Genomic DNA, 17094 nt, shown 5'->3' on the forward strand with positions numbered 1-17094 from the left:
ATCCCCCGCTCGGCGGCCGATACTATGCGAGCCGACAAGTGAGATCAACTTCAATAGTGGTGTTACCCGGGGCGACCCCTATCGACCCCGGCAAACCCCTGAAGCAACCCCTTAAGCGGCCTACTGGTCAACCCCTATTCGGTAATCCGAGGAGTATTCGTGTCCCTTCCCATAATGGACGAAGAGTTTCTGAGCAACCCCTATCCGGCCTTCGCCGGCCTCAGGGCGCAGGGGCCGGTGCACCGGATGCTGCTGCCCAGCGGCCTGCGGGTCTGGGCGGTCGTCAGCCACGAGGAGGCCCGGATCGCCATGACGCACCCGGCGCTGTCCAAGGACATCGACACCTCGGTCGAGCTGGGCTACTTCGACCGCGAGATGAGCGAGGGCGGCACGCCGCGGCTGGAGCACAGCTCGGTGGGCCGGCACATGCTCAACATGGACCCGCCGGGCCACACCCGGCTGCGCAAGCTGGTCAACAAGGCCCTGACGGCGCGCGGCGTGGAGCGGCTGCGGCCCACGATCGAGCGGATCAGCGCGGAGCTGCTGGACTCGGTGGAGAAGGCGGCCGCCGACTCCGGCGACGGGGTGGTCGACCTGGTGGAGCACTACACGGCGGTCTTCCCGGTCAAGGTGCTCGGCGAGCTGCTGGGCATCACGGCCGAGCACCTGCCGGTCCTGGTGGGGCTGACGGGCGCCATCATGTCGAACGACAACGAGAACGCCGGCGCGAACATGGCGAGGTTCGGGCAGCACATCGGGCAGATGGTCCAGCAGAAGCGCGCCGAGCCGGGCGACGACCTCATCAGCGCGCTGGTGACCGCCCGCGACGACCAGGACCAGCTCTCCGACGTCGAGCTGGTCTCGACGGTGTTCCTGCTGGTGGTGGCCGGCTACGAGACCACCGTGAACATGATCGGGCACGGCGTACGGGCCCTGCTGGGCCACCCGGAGCAGCTCGCGGCGGTCCGCGCGGACCCGGGCCTCATCCCGGCCGCCAACGAGGAGTTCCTGCGCTACGAGGGCCCTGGCAACCGGGCGACGCTGCGCTACGCCACCGAGCCGCTGGAGCTGGGCGGGGTGACCGTGGCGGCCGGGGAGTACGTGTCGGTGCTGCTCGGGTCGGCCAACCGGGACGAGGCGAAGTTCGCCTGTCCGCACATGCTCGACGTCAGCCGGTCCACCAACGGCCACCTCGGATTCGGGCACGGAATCCACTACTGCGTGGGCGCGCCGCTCGCCCGGGCGGAAATGGAAATCGCCCTTCGCGATATCCTGGACCGTTTCCCGGATCTTTCCCTCGCCGTTCCGGATTCCGAATTGCGCTGGCGCAAGAGTTTTATGATGCAGGGCCTGGAGACGCTTCCGGTGCGTCTTCGCCCGTAGCGGGGGGGCAAAGCGAGAGGGCCTGCACGGGACGGATCACTCCGTCCGGTGCAGGCCCTCCTGCGTCACCGCGCCTACCGGCCGAATTCCGCCTGGATGAAGTCGAATATCTCGTCGGCGGAGGCGGTGCCCAGGGCCCCGGCGTCGGTCGTTCCCGCGCCGGGCGCCGACGTTCCGAAGAGCGCCAGCAGGTCCGCGAGGCGGGCGGACACCTCGGCCCGGATCTCCTCGGAGTCCTGGGCGGCGGTCGCCTTGAGGGTGCCCTCCAGCCGGTCCAGTTCGCCGAACACGGCCGGCCGCGGCTCCTCGACCACCAGCAGGCCGCGCAGGAACGCGGCGAGTGCGGCCGGGGTCGGGTAGTCGAAGACGAGCGTGGTGGGCAGGCGCAGTCCGGTGGCGGTGCCGAGGCGGTTGCGGAGCTGGACCGCCGTCAGCGAGTCGAGCCCCAGTTCCAGGAAGCCGCGGTCGGCCTCGACCTCCTGCGGGCCGGCGTGGCCGAGGACGGTGGCGGCGTGGCCGCGTACCAGGTCGGACAGGACGCGGGTGCGCTCGTGCTCCGGGAGTCCGGCCAGCTGCTGCGCCAGCGAGGTCGCGGGCGCCGGCTCGGCGGCGGCGGCCCGGCGCACCGGTGCCGGGACCAGGGTGCGCAGCAGCCGGGGCACGCTCTCGCCGGCCGCGGCCTGGGCGCGTACCGCCGCGAGGTCCATCCGCATCGGGACGAGGACCTCCTCGGGGGAGGCGAGCGCCGCGTCGAAGAGGCGGAGGCCCTCGGCGGTCGTCAGGGCCTGGGCCCCGGCGCGTTCGATGCGGGCGAGTCCGGCTCCGTCGAGGTGTCCGGTCATGCCGCTGCGTTCGGCCCACAGGCCCCAGGCGAGGGACTGCGCGGGCAGGCCGAGGGAGCGCCGGTACTGGGCGAGGGCGTCGACGTAGGCGTTGGCGGCGGCGTAGTTGCCCTGGCCGGGGGCGCCGAACAGGCTGGCGGCGGAGGAGAACAGGACGAACGCCGACAGGCCGAGGTCCGCGGTGAGTTCGTGGAGGTTGCGGGCGGCGTCCGCCTTGGGGCGCAGGACCGCGTCGAAGCGTTCCGGGGTGAGGGACTCGACGACGCCGTCGTCCAGGACGCCGGCCGTGTGGATGACGGCGGTGAGCGGGTGCCCGGCGGGGATCGCGGCCAGCAGCGAGGCCAGGGCGTCCCGGTCGGCGACGTCGCAGGCGGCGACCGTCACCGAGGCACCCAGACCGGACAGTTCCGCGACCAGGTCCTCGGCACCGCCGGAGCGGCTGACCAGGAGGAGGTCGCGGACACCGTGTTCCGTGACCAGGTGGCGGGCCACCGCCCGGCCCAGGGTTCCGGTGCCGCCGGTGACGAGGACGGTGCCGTCGGGGGCGAAGGGCGGCTCGCCGGGCCCCTCCGGGCCCGCGGTCGTGGCAGGCCGGGCCAGGCGCAGGGCGTGGACGGTGCCGCCGCGGACGGCGCTCTGGGTCTCGCCGGATGCCACCGCGCGGGCCAGGGCCTCGTGGTCGGCGGTCCCGTCGGCGCCGGCGGCCGGCTGCTCCAGGTCGATCAGCAGGAACCGCTCGGGGTGCTCCGACTGCGCCGAGCGGACCAGGCCCCACACGGCCGCCTGGACCGGGTCCGGAGCCCCGTCGCCCTCCCCCGTCGCGACCGCGCCCCGGGTGACCACGGCCAGCCGGGAGTCCCCGAGCCGGGCGTCGGCCAGCCACGACCGGATCAGGGCGAGGGTGGCGGCGGTGGCGGACCGCACCTCGGCGGCGCCCGCGGCGGGCGAGGCCAGCACGAGCGCCGGGACCGCGGCGAGTTCCGCGAGGCCGTCGATCCGCTGCGCGCCGGAGGCGGGGCCGGGGGTGTCCGGGCCGAGCACCGCCCAGGACCCGTCGGGGGCCGCGGGGAGCGCGGGGACCGGGGTCCAGTCGAGGCGGAAGAGGGAGTCGCCGTGCCCGGGGCGGGCCCCGGCGAGCTGCTCACGGTTCAGGGGCCGCAGCACCAGCGAGCCGACGCCGGCCACCGGGAGGCCCGTCTGGTCGGTGAGTTCCAGGGAGACGGCCTCGTTCCCGGCGGGTGCGAGGGCGACCCGCAGCGACCGGGCGCCGGTGGCGTGCAGGGTCACGTCGTGCCAGGCGAACGGCATCCGGCCCGGGCCGATCCCGCCGAACCCGCCGTCACCGCCGTCACCGCCGTCCCCGTCCGTGAGGGCGCCGAGCGGGATCGCGTGCAGGGCGGCGTCCGACAGGGCCGGGTGCAGTCCGAAGCCGGCCGCGCCGGCCTGCTGCTCCTCGGGCAGGCGGACCTCGGCGAAGACCTCGTCGCCCCGGCGCCAGGCGGCGCGCAGGCCCCGGAAGGCGGGTCCGTACCCGAAGCCCGCCGCCGCGAACCCGTCGTAGAGGCCGCTCACGTCGACCGGGGTCGCGCCCTCGGGCGGCCACACCCCGAAGGCGGGGGCGGCGGGGGCGGGGTCCGGGGCGAGGTGCCCGCCGGCGTGGCGGGTCCATGCCTGCCCGGTCCCGGCCGGGTCGGCGCCCGCGCCGTCGGGCCGGGCGTACACGGCCACCGGCCGGCGGCCCGCCGCGTCGGGCGCGCCGACGGTGAGCTGGACCTGGACGCCGCCGTGTTCGGGCAGCGTCAGCGGCGCCTCCAGGACGAGTTCCTCCACGCGTGCGCAGCCGAGCTCCCGGCCGGCGTGCAGGGCGAGTTCGAGGAAGGCGGTGCCCGGCAGCAGGGCGTGGCCGAGCAGCGCGTGGTCGGCGAGCCAGGGGTGGGAGGCGGGCGAGAGGCGGGTGGTGAAGAGGAACCCGTCGGTGTCGGGCAGCGGGACGGCGGCGCCGAGCAGGGGGTGTCCGGCGGAGCCGAGGCCCAGCGCGGTCGCGTCGCCGGCGGGGGCGAGCGCCTGCGGCCAGTACCGGCTGCGCTGGAAGGCGTACGTGGGCAGGCCGGGGGCGGGGTCCGGCAGCCGTCCGGCGTGCGCCGCGTCCCAGTCGACCTGAACGCCGTTGACGTGGGCGGCGGCGAGGGAGGTGAGGAAGCGTCCGGTGCCGCCGGCGTCCCGGCGCAGGGTCTCGCCGAGGAAGGCGTCGGTGCCGGCCTGTTCGAGGGTCTCGGCGAGGCCCACGCCCAGCACCGGGTGGGGGCTGATCTCCAGGAAGTGGGCGTAGCCGTCGGCGGCGAGGGCGCGGACGGCCTGCTCCAACTGGACCGTCTGGCGCATGTTGCGGTACCAGTAGCCGGCGTCGAGTCCCGCGGTGTCCAGGAGGGTGCCGGTGACGGTGGAGTAGTAGGGGACGGCGGACTCGGCGGGGGCGACGGGGGCGAGGGTGTCCAGCATCCGTTCGCGGACCTCCTCGATGCGCGCCGAGTGGCCGGGGGTGTCGACGCCGGGGACCCGGCGGGCCCAGACGCCGTCGGCCGCGAGCTTCTCCAGCATCTCCTCCAGGGCCGTGCGGTCGCCGGCGACGACCACGGAGGTCGGTCCGTTGACGGCGGCGAGGGAGAGCCGGCCGTCCCAGGCGGGCAGCAGGGCGGTGACCTTGCCGGCGGGCAGGGCGACGGAGGCCATCGCGCTGGTGCCGGACAGTTCCAGCAGGGCCTGGCTGCGCAGGGCGACGATCCGGGCGCCGTCGGCCAGGGAGAGCGCGCCGGCGACGACGGCGGCGGCGACCTCGCCCTGGCTGTGGCCGACCACGGCGGCCGGTTCGACGCCGCAGGCCCGCCAGAGTTCGGCGAGGGAGAGCATCACCGCGAACAGGGCGGGCTGCAGGACGTCCACCCGGTCCGGGGAGGGCGCGCCGTCCGCCGACCGCAGCACGCCGGTCAGCGACCAGTCCACGTACGGGGCGAACGCGGCCTCGCACTCCGCGATGCGTTCGGCGAAGGCCGGGGAGGCGTCGAGGAGTTCGAGGGCCATGCCGGTCCACTGCGAGCCCTGGCCGGGGAAGACGAAGACGGGCCGGATGCCGGAGGCCCGGGCCACGCCGGTGACCAGCCCGTCGGGGCGTCCCGCGTCGTCGTCGCCCGTGTCCGGGCCGGCGGCCAGCGCGTCGAGGCGGTGCAGGAGGCCGGTCCGGTCCCCGGCGAGGAGGACCGCGCGGTGTTCGAAGGCCGAGCGGGTGTGCAGGAGGGCGGCGGCCACGGCGGTCGGGTCCGCGGCGGGGTCGGCCGCGATCCGGTCCCGGAGGCGCCCGGCCTGGGCGCGCAGGGCGGGGCCGGTGCGGCCGGAGACGGGCCAGGCGACGGTCGGGGCGGTTGAGAAGGCCGCGGGGCGGGGGGCGGGCGGGGCGGTGTCCGCGTCGGGGGCCTCGGCGGCCGGGGCCGGGGCGGCCGGGGTGTCCTGCGCGGGGAGCGGGTCGGGGGCCTGTTCCAGGATGGCGTGGGCGTTGGTGCCGCTGATGCCGAAGGAGGACACGGCGGCGCGCCGGGGCCGTCCGGTCTCGGGCCACGAGCGGGCCTCGGCGAGCAGTTCCACCGCGCCGGAGGCCCAGTCGACGTGCGGGGTGGGCTCCTCGGCGTGCAGGGACTTGGGGAGTGTGCCGTGCCGCATGGCCATGACCATCTTGATGACGCCGCCGGCTCCGGCGGCGGCCTGGGTGTGGCCGATGTTGGACTTGAGGGAGCCCAGCCACAGGGGCCGGTCCGCCGGCCGCTCCTGGCCGTAGGTGGCCAGCAGGGACTGTGCCTCGATGGGGTCGCCGAGGGAGGTGCCCGTGCCGTGGGCCTCGACCGCGTCGATCTGGTCGGCGGTCAGCCGGGCGTTGGCCAGGGCCTGGCCGATGACCCGCTGCTGGGAGGGGCCGTTGGGGGCGGTCAGGCCGTTGGAGGCGCCGTCCTGGTTGACGGCGGAGCCGCGGATGACGGCGAGGACCTCGTGGCCGTTGCGCCGGGCGTCGGAGAGCCGTTCCAGGAGGAGCATGCCGACGCCCTCGGACCAGCCGGTGCCGTCCGCGTGGGCGGAGAAGGGCTTGCAGCGGCCGTCGGGGGCGAGGGAGCGCTGGCGGCTGAACTCGACGAAGGAGGCGGGCGTGGACATCACGGTCGCTCCGCCGGTCATCGCGAGGGAGCACTCGCCGCGGCGCAGCGACTCGGCGGCCAGGTGGAGGGTCACCAGTGAGGACGAGCAGGCCGTGTCCACGGTGAGGGCGGGGCCCTCGAAGCCGAAGCCGTAGGAGATGCGGCCGGAGGCGATGCTGCCGGCGCTGCCGTTGATGACGTAGCCGGCCAGTTCCTCGCGGCCCTCCAGGAGGTTGGCGTAGTCGTGGTACATCACCGAGAGGAAGACGCCGGTGCGGCTGCCGCGCAGTGAGGCGGCGTCGATGCCGGCGCGTTCGACGACCTCCCAGGCGGTCTCCATGAGGAGGCGCTGCTGGGGGTCCATGGCGAGGGCCTCGCGCTGGTTGATGCCGAAGAACCCGGCGTCGAACTCGGCGACGCGGTCGATGAAGCCGCCCTCGCGGGTGTACGTCGTACCGGGCCGGTCGGGGTCCGGGTCGTACAGGGCGTCGAGGTCCCAGCCGCGGTCGGCGGGGAAGGGGGAGATCGCGTCGACTCCCCCTTCGAGCAGCCGCCACAGGTCCTCCGGCGAGGTCACGCCGCCGGGGAAGCGGCAGCCCATGCCGACGATGGCGATGGGCTCGTGGCCCGCTTCCTCGGCGTCGTGGAGCTGCTGCTTGACGGAGCGCAGTTCGACGGTCGCGCGCTTCAGGTAGTCGCGGAGTTCTTGTTCGGTCGCCATCGGCATTGCCCTTTGTTGTCTGGTGTCGGGAACAGCTGCGGGGGGAGCCGCGCGTTCCGCACCGACCGGGCCCCGCTCAGTGCGCGTCGGAGTCGGCCGTGGCGGAGAGCAGCGACAGGCGGCTCGCGGTCCGGTTGACGTCGAGCGGCAGGTTCTCGCCCCGCAGTACGTCGTCGAGCGGTGCCTCTCCGACGAGGACGAGGCGTACGTCCCGGTCGCAGAGCACGTCGATGAGGTTGGCGAACCGCTGGGCCGCGTCCCGGTCCTCCCCGGCCAGGCGGGGCAGGCCGGAGAGCACCCAGACGGGGAAGCGGTCCACCGCCGCCAGGTAGTCGCCGGTCGAGTACGGCCGGTCGCACAGGTCGTGGAAGTCGAACCAGACCAGGTCGCCGCGGACCGCCAGGGCGGGCGCGGTGCGTCCGCCGCCGACCTCCACGGGCTGCCGTTCGGCGGCCTCGGGCGGGGTGAGGCCCTGCTCGGCGAGCTGCTCGCCGGTGCCGGGCCAGAGGTAGGCGCCGCGCTCGAACTCGGAGCGGGCGGCGCCGGATCCGTACTCGGCGCGGTAGTCGCGTCCGCCGCCGAGCTCGACCACGTCCATGGTCTCTTCGAGCATCTTGATCGTGGGCTCGAACATCTCGTGGAAGACCGGGTTGGGGAGCAGTCCGGCCGGAGGGTAGTTCGAGGTGGTGAGCAGGGTGATCTTCTGGTCGAGGATCGACCTGAGGACGCGGCCGATCAGCATCGCGTCACCGGCGTCGTGGACGTGGAACTCGTCGAAGACGAGGAAGCGGCAGTCGCCGAGGAGTTCGGTGACGGCGCGGTCGGTGACGCGGCTGTCGCCCCGGTTGCGGTGGTATGCGGCGTGGAACTCGCGGAAGAAGTCGTGGAAGTGCAGCCGCCGCTTGTTCCGCAGCGGTACGGCCTCGTAGAAGGTGGTGGTCAGCCAGCTCTTGCCGCGGCCGACGGAGCCCCACAGGTAGACCCCGCGCGGTGGTGCGGCGGGGCGGTTGAACAGTCCCCTTCGCCGCGTCAGGCCGGCGCCGAGTTCGGCGAGCCTGAGGGCGGCCTGCCGCTGGGCGTCGTCCAGGACGAATCCGGCCTGCTGGGCGGCGCGTTCGAACTCCCGCATCAACTGATGATCACCAGTTTCCCGTTGGTATCGAATCCCGATCGCACGAGCGATCAAGAGATGATCATCTTTCCCGACGCGTACGGTCCCCTCCAAGACTGGGTGACCGCGGCGCCCGCCGTCACCCCTGGTCCGGTCGCGGGCACCCCTGTGCCAGGCCCGGGCACCCCTAGGCGGCCGGCCCGGCGGGGGCGGGGGCGAGGCCGCGCACGGCGGTGCGGAGGGCGGCGGCGACGAAGGCGTGGACCCGGTCCAGGTGCTCCTGGAAGGCGAAGTGGCCGCCGGTGAGCACCAGGCGGTCGAACGGCCCGGTGGTGATCTCGGCCCACTCGGCGAGCGCCTCGACCGGGACGTAGGGGTCGGCGTCGCCGCCGATCGCGGTGACGGGGCAGGCGAAGGGCGGTGCGGGCCGGTGGCGGTAGGCGTCGCAGAGTTCGAAGTCGGCGCGCAGCAGCGGCGAGACGAGGTCCAGGAGTTCGGGGTTGCGGAACACCTCGGCGGGGGTGCCGCCGGTCTTGCGCAGCCACTCGCGGAACTCGTTCTCGGGGAGTTCGTGCAGCGGGCTGCCCTCGGTGCGGGGCCGGCGGCCCGGCATGCCGCTGCCGGACATGAACATGCGGATGGGTTCGGGCAGGCCGGCGTCGACCAGGCGGCGGGTGAGTTCGAGGCCGAGCATGGAGCCCATGCTGTGGCCGAAGACCGCGTACGGCCGGTCGACGAGCGGGACGATCCGCGTCATCAGCACGTCGAGCAGCGGCTCCACGCGGCGCAGCAGCGGCTCGCCGAACTCGGCGCCCCGGCCGGGCAGTTCCACGGCGTGCACGTCGACGTCGGGTGCCAGTGCCTGCGGCCAGCCCCGGCGGTAGGTGACGGCGCCGCCGCCGGCCCACGGCAGGCAGAACAGCCGTACGGGTGCGTCCGGGCACTCCACGTCCCAAGGCCGACGGACCACGGTTCCCCCAAGATCGCTCGCTCACACGTGTCGTCGCGCCCGACGTTACGGCGGCGTACGCGCGGCCCCCACCCCTGCCGGGGCCCCTGCCCACCCCTGTCCGGGACGGGGGTGGGCAGGGGGCGGGGGGGCAGGGGCGGGGGGCAGGGGCCGCCCAGTGTCAGTCCCGGGTCCCGGCGGGACCGGCGGGACCGGCGCCGGTGCCGGTGCCGTTGCCGTTGCCCGGTCCGTGGGCGGGGTGGCGGGGCGAGGACTTGCGGACGGCGCCCGGCGCGGCGCGCTCCGGGCGCCCTCCGGCCCGTTCGGAGGAGGCCAGCTGCCAGGGGACGCTGGTGACCATGACGCCGGGCTGGAACAGCAGCCGGGCCTTGAGGCGCAGGGCGCTCTGGTTGTGCAGCAGGTTCTCCCACCAGCGGCCCACCACGTACTCGGGGATGAACACCGCGACGACGTCGCGCGGGTGGTCGGTGCGGAAGCGGTGGACGTACTCCAGGACCGGGCGGGTGATCTCCCGGTACGGGGATTCGAGCAGCTCCAGCGGTACGGGCATGCCCGAGCGCTCCCACTCCCCGCGCAGCTGTGCGGCCGCCTCGGGGTCGACCGAGACGGAGACGGCCTGGAGGGTGTCGGGGCGCAGGGCGTGGGCGTACTCCACGGCGCGGAGGGTGGGTTTGTGCAGCTGCGAGACGAGGACGAGGACGTGCGTCCGGCCCGGGAGGGCGGCCACCGGCCTGTCGTGGTCGGGTTCCAGTTCCTCCGCGACCCGGTCGTAGTGGCGCCGGATGACCCGCATCAGCGCGTACAGGCCGGCCATGGCCAGGCACACCAGCCAGGCGCCGCTGACGAACTTGGTCGCGAGGACGACGGCCAGCACCAGGGCGGTGATGCAGGCGCCGACGGCGTTGATGGCGCGGGCCCGGCGCATCGCGGAGCGGCCGCGGGCGTCGACGGCGCCGGGCAGCAGCCGGTTCCAGTGCCGGACCATGCCGATCTGGCTGATGGTGAAGGAGACGAACACGCCGACGGTGTAGAGCGGGATGAGCTGGGTGACGGCCGCGTCGTAGGCGTAGATGAGGAGGGCGGCCGCGGCGGCGAGGATGACGATGCCGTTGCTGAAGGCGAGGCGGTCGCCGCGGGTGTGCAGCTGGCGGGGCATGAAGCGGCTGCGGGCGAGGATCGAGCCGAGCACCGGGAAGCCGTTGAAGGCGGTGTTCGCGGCGAGGACGAGGATGATGCCGGTCATCACCGTGACGAAGTAGAACGCCGGGGAGAAGCCCTCGAAGACGGTCTTGGCCACCTGGGCGATCACCGGGTGGGGGACGCCGGCGTCCTGGCCGGTGACCGGGTCGACGAGGTGGCTGCCGTGCGCCGGGTCGGCGAACTTGGCGCCGGTCCGGTAGGCGAGGGCGGTCACGCCGACGAACATGGTGACGCCGAGGACGCCGAGCAGGACCAGGGTGGTCGCGGCGTTCTCGCCCTTGGGCCGGCGGAAGGCCGGGACGCCGTTGCTGATGGCCTCCACGCCGGTGAGCGCGGTGCAGCCGGAGGAGAAGGCGCGCAGGACGAGGAAGGCGAGGGCGAATCCGGCGATGCCGGCGCTCTCCCCCCGGATGGTCAGGTCGGCGGTCTCCGCCCGGAGCACGTCGCCGCTGAACAGCCGTACCGCACCCCAGACGATCATGCCGAGAACGGCGATCATGAAGGCGTACGTGGGTATCGCGAACGCGGCGCCCGACTCGCGGACGCCGCGCAGGTTCATCAGGGAGATCAGGACGACGACCGCTATGGCGGCCTCGACGCGGTGGTCGGCCAGTAAGGGGATGCTCGCGCCGAGGTTCTCCACGGCCGCCGACACCGACACGGCGACGGTCAGCACGTAGTCGCACAGCAGTGCGGCGGCCACGACCAGGCCGGAGCGTTCGCCGAGGTTGGTGTTGGCGACCTCGAAGTCGCCGCCGCCGCTGGTGTAGGCGCGGACGTTCTGCCGGTAGGAGGCGACGACGGTCAGCAGCACCACCACGACGACGCCGGCGATCCAGGGGGTGTACTGGTACGCCGCGATGCCCGCCACCCCCAGGGTGAGCATGATCTCCTGCGGGGCGTAGGCCACGGAGGAGAGGGCGTCGCTGGCGAAGATCGGCAGGGCGATCCTCTTGGGCAGCAGTTGGCCGTGCTGTTGCTCGCTGCGCAGCGCGCGTCCCAGCAGGACCCGCTTGGTCAGGTCAGTAAGGGTGGACACGCGGACCGATGCTAGGCAGCGGCCGTGCCCGGCCCCCTCCCCTTGCGGCCCCTACGCGACCCCTACGCCCGGGAAGGCGCTTTCGAGGCTGTCGAACTGCAGGCTCATGGGCAGGTCCTGACGGCGGGAGATGCCGAGCTTGCGGTAGGCGCGGGTGAGGTGCTGCTCGACGGTGCTCACGGTGACGTAGAGCTTCGCGGAGATCTCCCGGTTGGTGTAGCCGTACGCGGCGAGCGCGGCGACCCGCCGCTCGGACTCGCTGAGCTGCTCGGTCTCCGGGGTCTCCTCGGTGCGCTGCTCGGGCGCGGCGCGCTGCTCGGTGCCGGTCTGGCCGGGCATGATCTGCGCGCACAGCGGCGCGGCCCCGCAGTCGGAGGCCAGGTGCCAGGCCCGGCGGGTGACCATGCCGGCCCGGGTGCCCTCGCCGAGCAGCAGCAGGGCGCGGCCGAGGTCGGCGAGGGCCTTGGCCAGTTCCAGCCGGTCGCCGGAGCGGCTGAGTTCGTCGACGGCGCGGGTGAGCAGCTTGGGGCGCTGGCGCAGTTCGGAGGTGGCCGCGCGCAGCCGCAGGGAGACCCCGAGGACGCGGGGGCTGCGGACGCCGGAGGTGGCGAGCTGCTCCACGACGAAGCGCTCGGCCTGGCGGTGTTCGCCGAGCCGCAGCAGGGCCTCGGCGGCGTCGGTGCGCCAGGGGAGCTGGCGCGGCCGGTCCAGGCCCCAGCGCTGGGCGAGCCGGCCGGCGTCGAGGAACTCGCCGAGCGCCGCGCGGTGGCGGTGGGTGGCCAGGTAGTAGTGGCCGCGCGCCCTCAGGTAGTTGAGGGCGTAGACGCTGGAGAAGAGCTCCTCGGGGACGGGCGTCTGGAGGCGGCGGGCCACGGCTTCGTAGCGGCCCATCGCGGTGAGGGCGGTGACGAGGGTGGCGACGGGCCCGAAGAGGAAGAGTCCGCCCCGGTCGGCGACGGCGTCCACGGCGGCGGAGGCCTCGCGTTCGGCGCCGGCGAGGTCGCCCAGGCGCAGCAGGGCCTCGGAGTGGACGAGCCCGAACACGGACTGCCAGCCGGGGGAGGCGGCGGGCTGGGTCTCGGTCTGGAGGCGCCGGCACCAGACGACGGCCCGGTCGGGGCGGTCGGCGTGCACCAGGGTGCGGACGGCCTGGACGATGGGGTCGAAGGTGGCGTGGGCCAGGGGGGTGCCCTTGAGGAGGCGTTCGGCGGCCTGTTCGTCGCCGGCGCTGTCGGGGTGGGTCCACAGGGCGGCGGAGGAGCGCAGTTCGGCGGTGCCGGTGCGGGCGGGGGCGCCGGGGTGTTCGGCGGGCGAGCCGGCTGCGGCGGCCGGGGCGGCGGGGCCGGCGGGGGCCGCGGCGGGGGGCAGGGCGAACAGTTCGCGCAGCGGGTCCTCACGGGTGGTACGGGCGGCCGCGCGCGGGTCCGCCATGCGTTCGAGGGCCTCGGCGGCGTCCTCGATGCGGCCCTGGGCGACGAGCAGCCGGGCGAGCCGGCCGGCCTGGGCGGGGCCGAGGTCGCCGCGGCGCAGTGCGGCGAGCGGGTCGTCGAGGTGGCGTTCGGCGGCGGCGGGGTGCTTGCGCCAGGTGACCGCGGCCAGCTGGAGGCCGATCTCCCAGCCGGTCTGCGCGTCGGCGCACAGGGTGCGGGCGAGGTCCAGGCAGGCGGCGGCGCGGTCGCACTGCTCGTCGTCGACGAGGGCCTGGAGGGCGGCCTCGCGCAGGACCTGGACGGGCCAGTCTCCGCGCGGTGCCTCCTCGGGGCCGGCCCCGGCCTCGGAGGCGGCGAGCAGGTGCGGGGCGACCGTCCCGGCGCGGGCGCCCGACTCGTGGAGCACGCGGGCGGCGCGGGTGCGCAGCAGGGCGAGTTCGGGCCGGGGGACTCCGTCGAGGACGGCGGCGGCCACGGCGGGGTGGCGCAGGCGGCCGTCCTCGGTGAGCCCGGAGGCCTCCAGGGCGGCGGCCGCGCGGGCGGCGGCGGTGGGGCCGGTGCCGGCGAGCCGGGCCGTCAGTTCGGGGGTGGCGTCGTCGCCGAGGACGGCGAGGGCCAGGGCGAGGGTGCGGGAGTCCGCGCCGTCGCGGTGCAGGCAGGTCAGTGCGGCCTGGGTGAAGGGGCCGCCGGGGGCCGGTTCCGGCCACCGGTCGGAGGGGCCCCGTACGGGGCGGGGCCGTTCGCTGAGCAGGGCCCGCAGCAGCAGCGGGTTGCCGCCGGTGGCGCCGTGCAGCCAGGCGGTGTCGGCTTCGGTCGCGGGCCGGCCGGTGTGGTCCGCCAGCAGGGCCGCCGTGCCCGGCTCGTCGAGCCGCCCGAGCAGGATCCGGGTGAAGCCGGGGTGGCGCAGGAACTCGGTGCGTGCGAGCGGGCTCTCGGCGTGCTCGTGGGGTGCGTCGGCCAGCACGAGCAGGAGCCGCTCGCCGCGCACGGCACGGGCGACGTCCAGCAGCCGGTCCAGGGAGGCGGGGTCGGTGTGGTGGAGGTCGTCCACGCACACGACGACCGGGGTGCGGTCCGCTGCGGTGCGCAGCGCCCGGATGAACTCGCGTCCGCCGAGCGGCTCCCGGCCGGCGGTGCCGTCCGGGAGGGTGTCGGCGGGCAGTCCGGCGGTCAGCTGGCGCAGGACCCCGTGGGGGACGTCGCGTTCCTGGGCGGAGCCGGCGGCGCGGAGCACCAGGGCTCCGCGCCGCTCGGCCCTTTCGGCCACGTGCAGGAGCATTTCGGTCTTGCCGCAGCCCACCGCCCCTTCCAGGAGCACGACGCCCGCCGTCCCGGACGCGCACGCCGTCAGCGCTCCTTCGAGCTGCGCGCACACGTCTTCCCTGCACATGAGCCTCATGGTCCGCCCCCTCCGCGTCGCCTTGCCTCGAACCGCAGCAAACGATGCCTTGTGAAACGCTGGAGCCGACCGGCTTGGCGGGGGGCACTAGTTGCCCGGCAGGAAATGCGGCAGGGATGATCACGCCCTTTTCCCCGGCCTGCGGCGCGCGGCCGGGTTCTGTGTGTTAGGCGCTGGTCAGGGCGGGTGCTCCGGTGTCCTCGGCGGTCTCTAGGACGGCCCGCTCGGCCGGGGTGAAGGGCGGGCTGTCCAGTTCCGTGAAGCCGGCGGCGGCCGCCTTGCGCAGGGCGGCGACCAGGTGCGGGGACTCCAGGCTGGCGACGGGCGCGGCGAGCGCGGTGACCTGCATGGCGGCCGCGTTGACGAGCGGGTCGTACAGGGCGGCGGTGCCGAGCAGGTCGGCGAACTGCTGGGCGTCCTGGGGGCGCGGGGCGATCCGCGGGTCCTTGGCGTGGTTGCGGGTGCCGGGGTAGCAGATGTCCTGGGTGGTGGCGAGCAGCCACGGGTCGTCGACGACCTTGGCGACCGCGTGCCGGGCGGCGTCGGCCGTGCCGGGGCCCAGGCCGCCGCGGGTCAGGGCGGTGTCCAGGGCGCGGGCGCTGAGGGCCGCGCAGCTCATGCCGTGCCCGTAGACGGGGTTGAAGGCGGCGAGGGCGTCGCCGAGCACCAGCAGGCCGTCCGGCCAGGTGGCGAGGCGCTCGTAGTAGCGGCGGCGGTTGACGGTGGAGCGGGATCCCTGGACGGGGCCGAGCGGTTCGGCGTGCTCCAGCAGGTCGGCGATGACCGGGTGGCGCAGGCTGCGCGCGAAGGGGATGAACTCGTCGTCGCCGGTGGGGGGTTCGGCGCCGCGGGTACCCGCGAGGGTGACCAGCCAGCGGCCGCCCTCGATGGGGACGAGGGCGCCGTTGCGGCCGGGCTCGCCGGTGCCGGGGGCGGCGGCGACGTTCACCATGGGGAAGGTCTCCGCGCCGGCGGGGGCCCGGTAGACGCGGGTCGCGTAGGCGATGCCGGTGTCGACGACGTCCTCCTCGACCTCCGGCAGGCCGAGCTCGGGCAGCCACTTGAGCATCTGGGAGGGGCGGCCGCCGGTGTCGACGACGAAGTCCGCGGCGAGCTCGCTCTCCCGGCCGTCGGCGTCGCGCAGGCGGACGCCGGTGACGCGGGAGGCGGAGCCGGTGAGGCCGGTGACGCCGGTCTGCGCCCGCACCTCGATCCGGGGGTTCTTCAGCGCCTGCTCGCGGACCACCCAGTCGAGCAGGGCCCGGCTGGCGGTGATCATGAACTGGCTGCCGGGGAAGCGGGTCTGCCAGCCGTACGGGGTGAACCAGACGATGTCGCGCGGCAGGTAGAGGCGGTGGGCGCCCTCGTCGGCCAGGGCCTTGAGGGTGCCGGGCAGCAGGGACTCGATGGCGCGGGCGCCGCCGGACCACAGGAGGTGGGCGTGGCGTGCCTGGGGGACCCCCTTGCGCAGTTCCGGCCCCTCGGGGTACACGTCCCGTTCCACCACGGTGACGCGGTCCACGTGCCGCGCGAGCACCGTGGACGCCAGCATTCCGGCCAGGCCGCCACCGATTACCACGGCGCGTGTTTCTGCGGTCATGAGTGCGTGACCCTTCCATCCGTCAGACGCCTTGCGCACCGTCGAATTCGAATTCCCGGGACCCGGTGCAGGCAATTCCCGATCCCCGCGACGCTAGCACTCGCCCACAATGCCCTGAACCCCTACGAACCCCTATCAAACAAGGCGCCTATGGCGGGATCGGCGCGGCCGCCGCGACGATGGTCCGGCCTGCCGAAAGGAGAAGAATCCATGCTGGACGAGGCGGCGCTGAAAGACCTGATCCTGGAACACACGCGCCGGGTCAACGCGGGGGACGTCGAGGGGCTGCTGAAGCTGTACTCGCCGGACGTCCGCTTCGAGGACCCGGTGGGCGCCGGGGCGCAGCAGGGCCACGCGGCGCTGCGCGCGCACGCGACCGGTGCGGTGAACAGCAACGCGGTGGAGGTGCCCGGGCTTCCGGTGGCGGCCCAGGACGGGCGCCACGCCGCCGTTCCGGTGGTGGCCACGATGGACTACCTGCCGCTCGGGCCGATCCTGACGCGGCACGGCGTCCTGCCGGTCCCGGCCGAACCCTCGCGGCAGCGGATGGAGTTCCGCTTCCTGATGGTGGTCCGGGCCGGGGACGACGGGCTGATCGAGGACATGAAGGCCTACTGGGGGGCGAGCGACGTCCGTCTCGCCGACGCGGCTTAGGGGAGGAAGAGATGCTGGACGAGGCGGCTCGCAAGGAGCTGGCGCTGGAGCACTGCCGTCGCATGAGCAGCGGCAACGTGGACCACATGCTGGAGCTGTACACGAAGGACGTGCGATTCGAGGATCCGGTCGGTTCTGTTCCGATGATCGGGCACGACGAATTGCGCGTGCATTTCCAGCGGGCCGCGGAAGCGAAAACGGTGGACGTCGCCGGAGTTCCGGTGGCGGCGCAGGACGGCCTGCACGTGGCCATTCCGGTGTCGGTGTACATGAATTATCTGCCGCTGGGCCCCACGCTGACGAAGCACGGATATCTGGACAAGCCCGCGGACCCGTTCCGCAAGCGCATCAAATTCGCGCTCACCAGCATCTTCCGGACCGGCTCGCACGGTCTGATCGAGGCGGTGTGGGTGTACTGGGGGAAGTCGGACCTGTCGCTCCTCGACCCCGGTCAGGAGTGACGGGGGCGGTCCGCCCGCACGCGGAGGCCGTCCGCACCGGGATTCCCGGTGCAGTCGCTGGTGTTCCGCTACCACGACACCTTCCCGCGGCCGGAGGCGATCCCGC

At 74.4% G+C, this 17094-nt stretch carries 8 protein-coding genes and 1 pseudogene; 3 read left to right on the forward strand and 6 right to left on the reverse strand.

The window, feature by feature from the left end:
- Positions 1-159 precede the first annotated feature (159 nt).
- Positions 160-1383, forward strand: coding sequence for a cytochrome P450 family protein (locus tag ACQKM2_RS22470; RefSeq protein WP_427712258.1), 1224 nt, complete (start codon positions 160-162; stop codon positions 1381-1383).
- 74 nt (positions 1384-1457) lie between these two features.
- Here ACQKM2_RS22470 and ACQKM2_RS22475 read toward each other — a convergent pair.
- The 6 genes and pseudogenes from ACQKM2_RS22475 to ACQKM2_RS22500 form a co-directional block, all read right to left on the reverse strand.
- Positions 1458-7112: pseudogene (locus ACQKM2_RS22475) on the reverse strand (type I polyketide synthase); the annotation flags it as partial.
- 88 nt (positions 7113-7200) lie between these two features.
- Positions 7201-8253, reverse strand: coding sequence for a cell division protein ZapE (gene zapE, locus ACQKM2_RS22480; protein WP_427712261.1), 1053 nt, complete (start codon positions 8251-8253; stop codon positions 7201-7203).
- 169 nt (positions 8254-8422) lie between these two features.
- Entirely contained in the window at positions 8423-9205 is a 783-nt protein-coding gene (locus ACQKM2_RS22485) for a thioesterase II family protein (RefSeq protein ID WP_427712262.1), read from the reverse strand.
- 160 nt (positions 9206-9365) lie between these two features.
- A complete protein-coding gene (locus ACQKM2_RS22490) occupies positions 9366-11444 on the reverse strand; it encodes an APC family permease (protein WP_427712264.1) in 2079 nt (692 codons plus the stop codon).
- 51 nt (positions 11445-11495) lie between these two features.
- Entirely contained in the window at positions 11496-14264 is a 2769-nt protein-coding gene (locus tag ACQKM2_RS22495) for an AAA family ATPase (RefSeq protein ID WP_427712267.1), read from the reverse strand.
- Between the two features lie 175 nt (positions 14265-14439).
- Complete coding sequence (locus tag ACQKM2_RS22500; RefSeq protein WP_427712270.1) at positions 14440-15873, reverse strand: NAD(P)/FAD-dependent oxidoreductase; 1434 nt, start codon at positions 15871-15873, stop codon at positions 14440-14442.
- 210 nt (positions 15874-16083) lie between these two features.
- Between ACQKM2_RS22500 and ACQKM2_RS22505 the strand changes: the two genes are divergently transcribed.
- Both ACQKM2_RS22505 and ACQKM2_RS22510 read left to right on the forward strand, forming a co-directional pair.
- Positions 16084-16527: a nuclear transport factor 2 family protein gene (locus ACQKM2_RS22505; RefSeq protein ID WP_427712273.1), complete on the forward strand. Its 444-nt coding sequence runs from the start codon at positions 16084-16086 to the stop codon at positions 16525-16527.
- Positions 16528-16538: 11 nt separating this feature from the next.
- Positions 16539-16988, forward strand: a complete 450-nt coding sequence (locus tag ACQKM2_RS22510; protein WP_007269150.1) for a nuclear transport factor 2 family protein — start codon at positions 16539-16541, stop codon at positions 16986-16988.
- Positions 16989-17094: the final 106 nt, after the last annotated feature.

The sequence above is a fragment of the Streptomyces sp. NPDC004126 genome (genome assembly GCF_050275515.1).
GTDB lineage: Bacteria > Actinomycetota > Actinomycetes > Streptomycetales > Streptomycetaceae > Streptomyces.

What these genes read in the sequence shown, in the direction of transcription:
- ACQKM2_RS22495 (WP_427712267.1), bottom strand. Translation starts at nt 14,264, where the DNA reads ATGTGCAGGGAAGACGTGTGCGCGCAGCTCGAAGGAGCGCTGACGGCG.
- ACQKM2_RS22510 (WP_007269150.1), top strand. Translation starts at nt 16,539, where the DNA reads ATGCTGGACGAGGCGGCTCGCAAGGAGCTGGCGCTGGAGCACTGCCGT.
- ACQKM2_RS22500 (WP_427712270.1), bottom strand. Translation starts at nt 15,873, where the DNA reads ATGACCGCAGAAACACGCGCCGTGGTAATCGGTGGCGGCCTGGCCGGA.
- zapE (WP_427712261.1), bottom strand. Translation starts at nt 8,253, where the DNA reads ATGCGGGAGTTCGAACGCGCCGCCCAGCAGGCCGGATTCGTCCTGGAC.
- ACQKM2_RS22505 (WP_427712273.1), top strand. Translation starts at nt 16,084, where the DNA reads ATGCTGGACGAGGCGGCGCTGAAAGACCTGATCCTGGAACACACGCGC.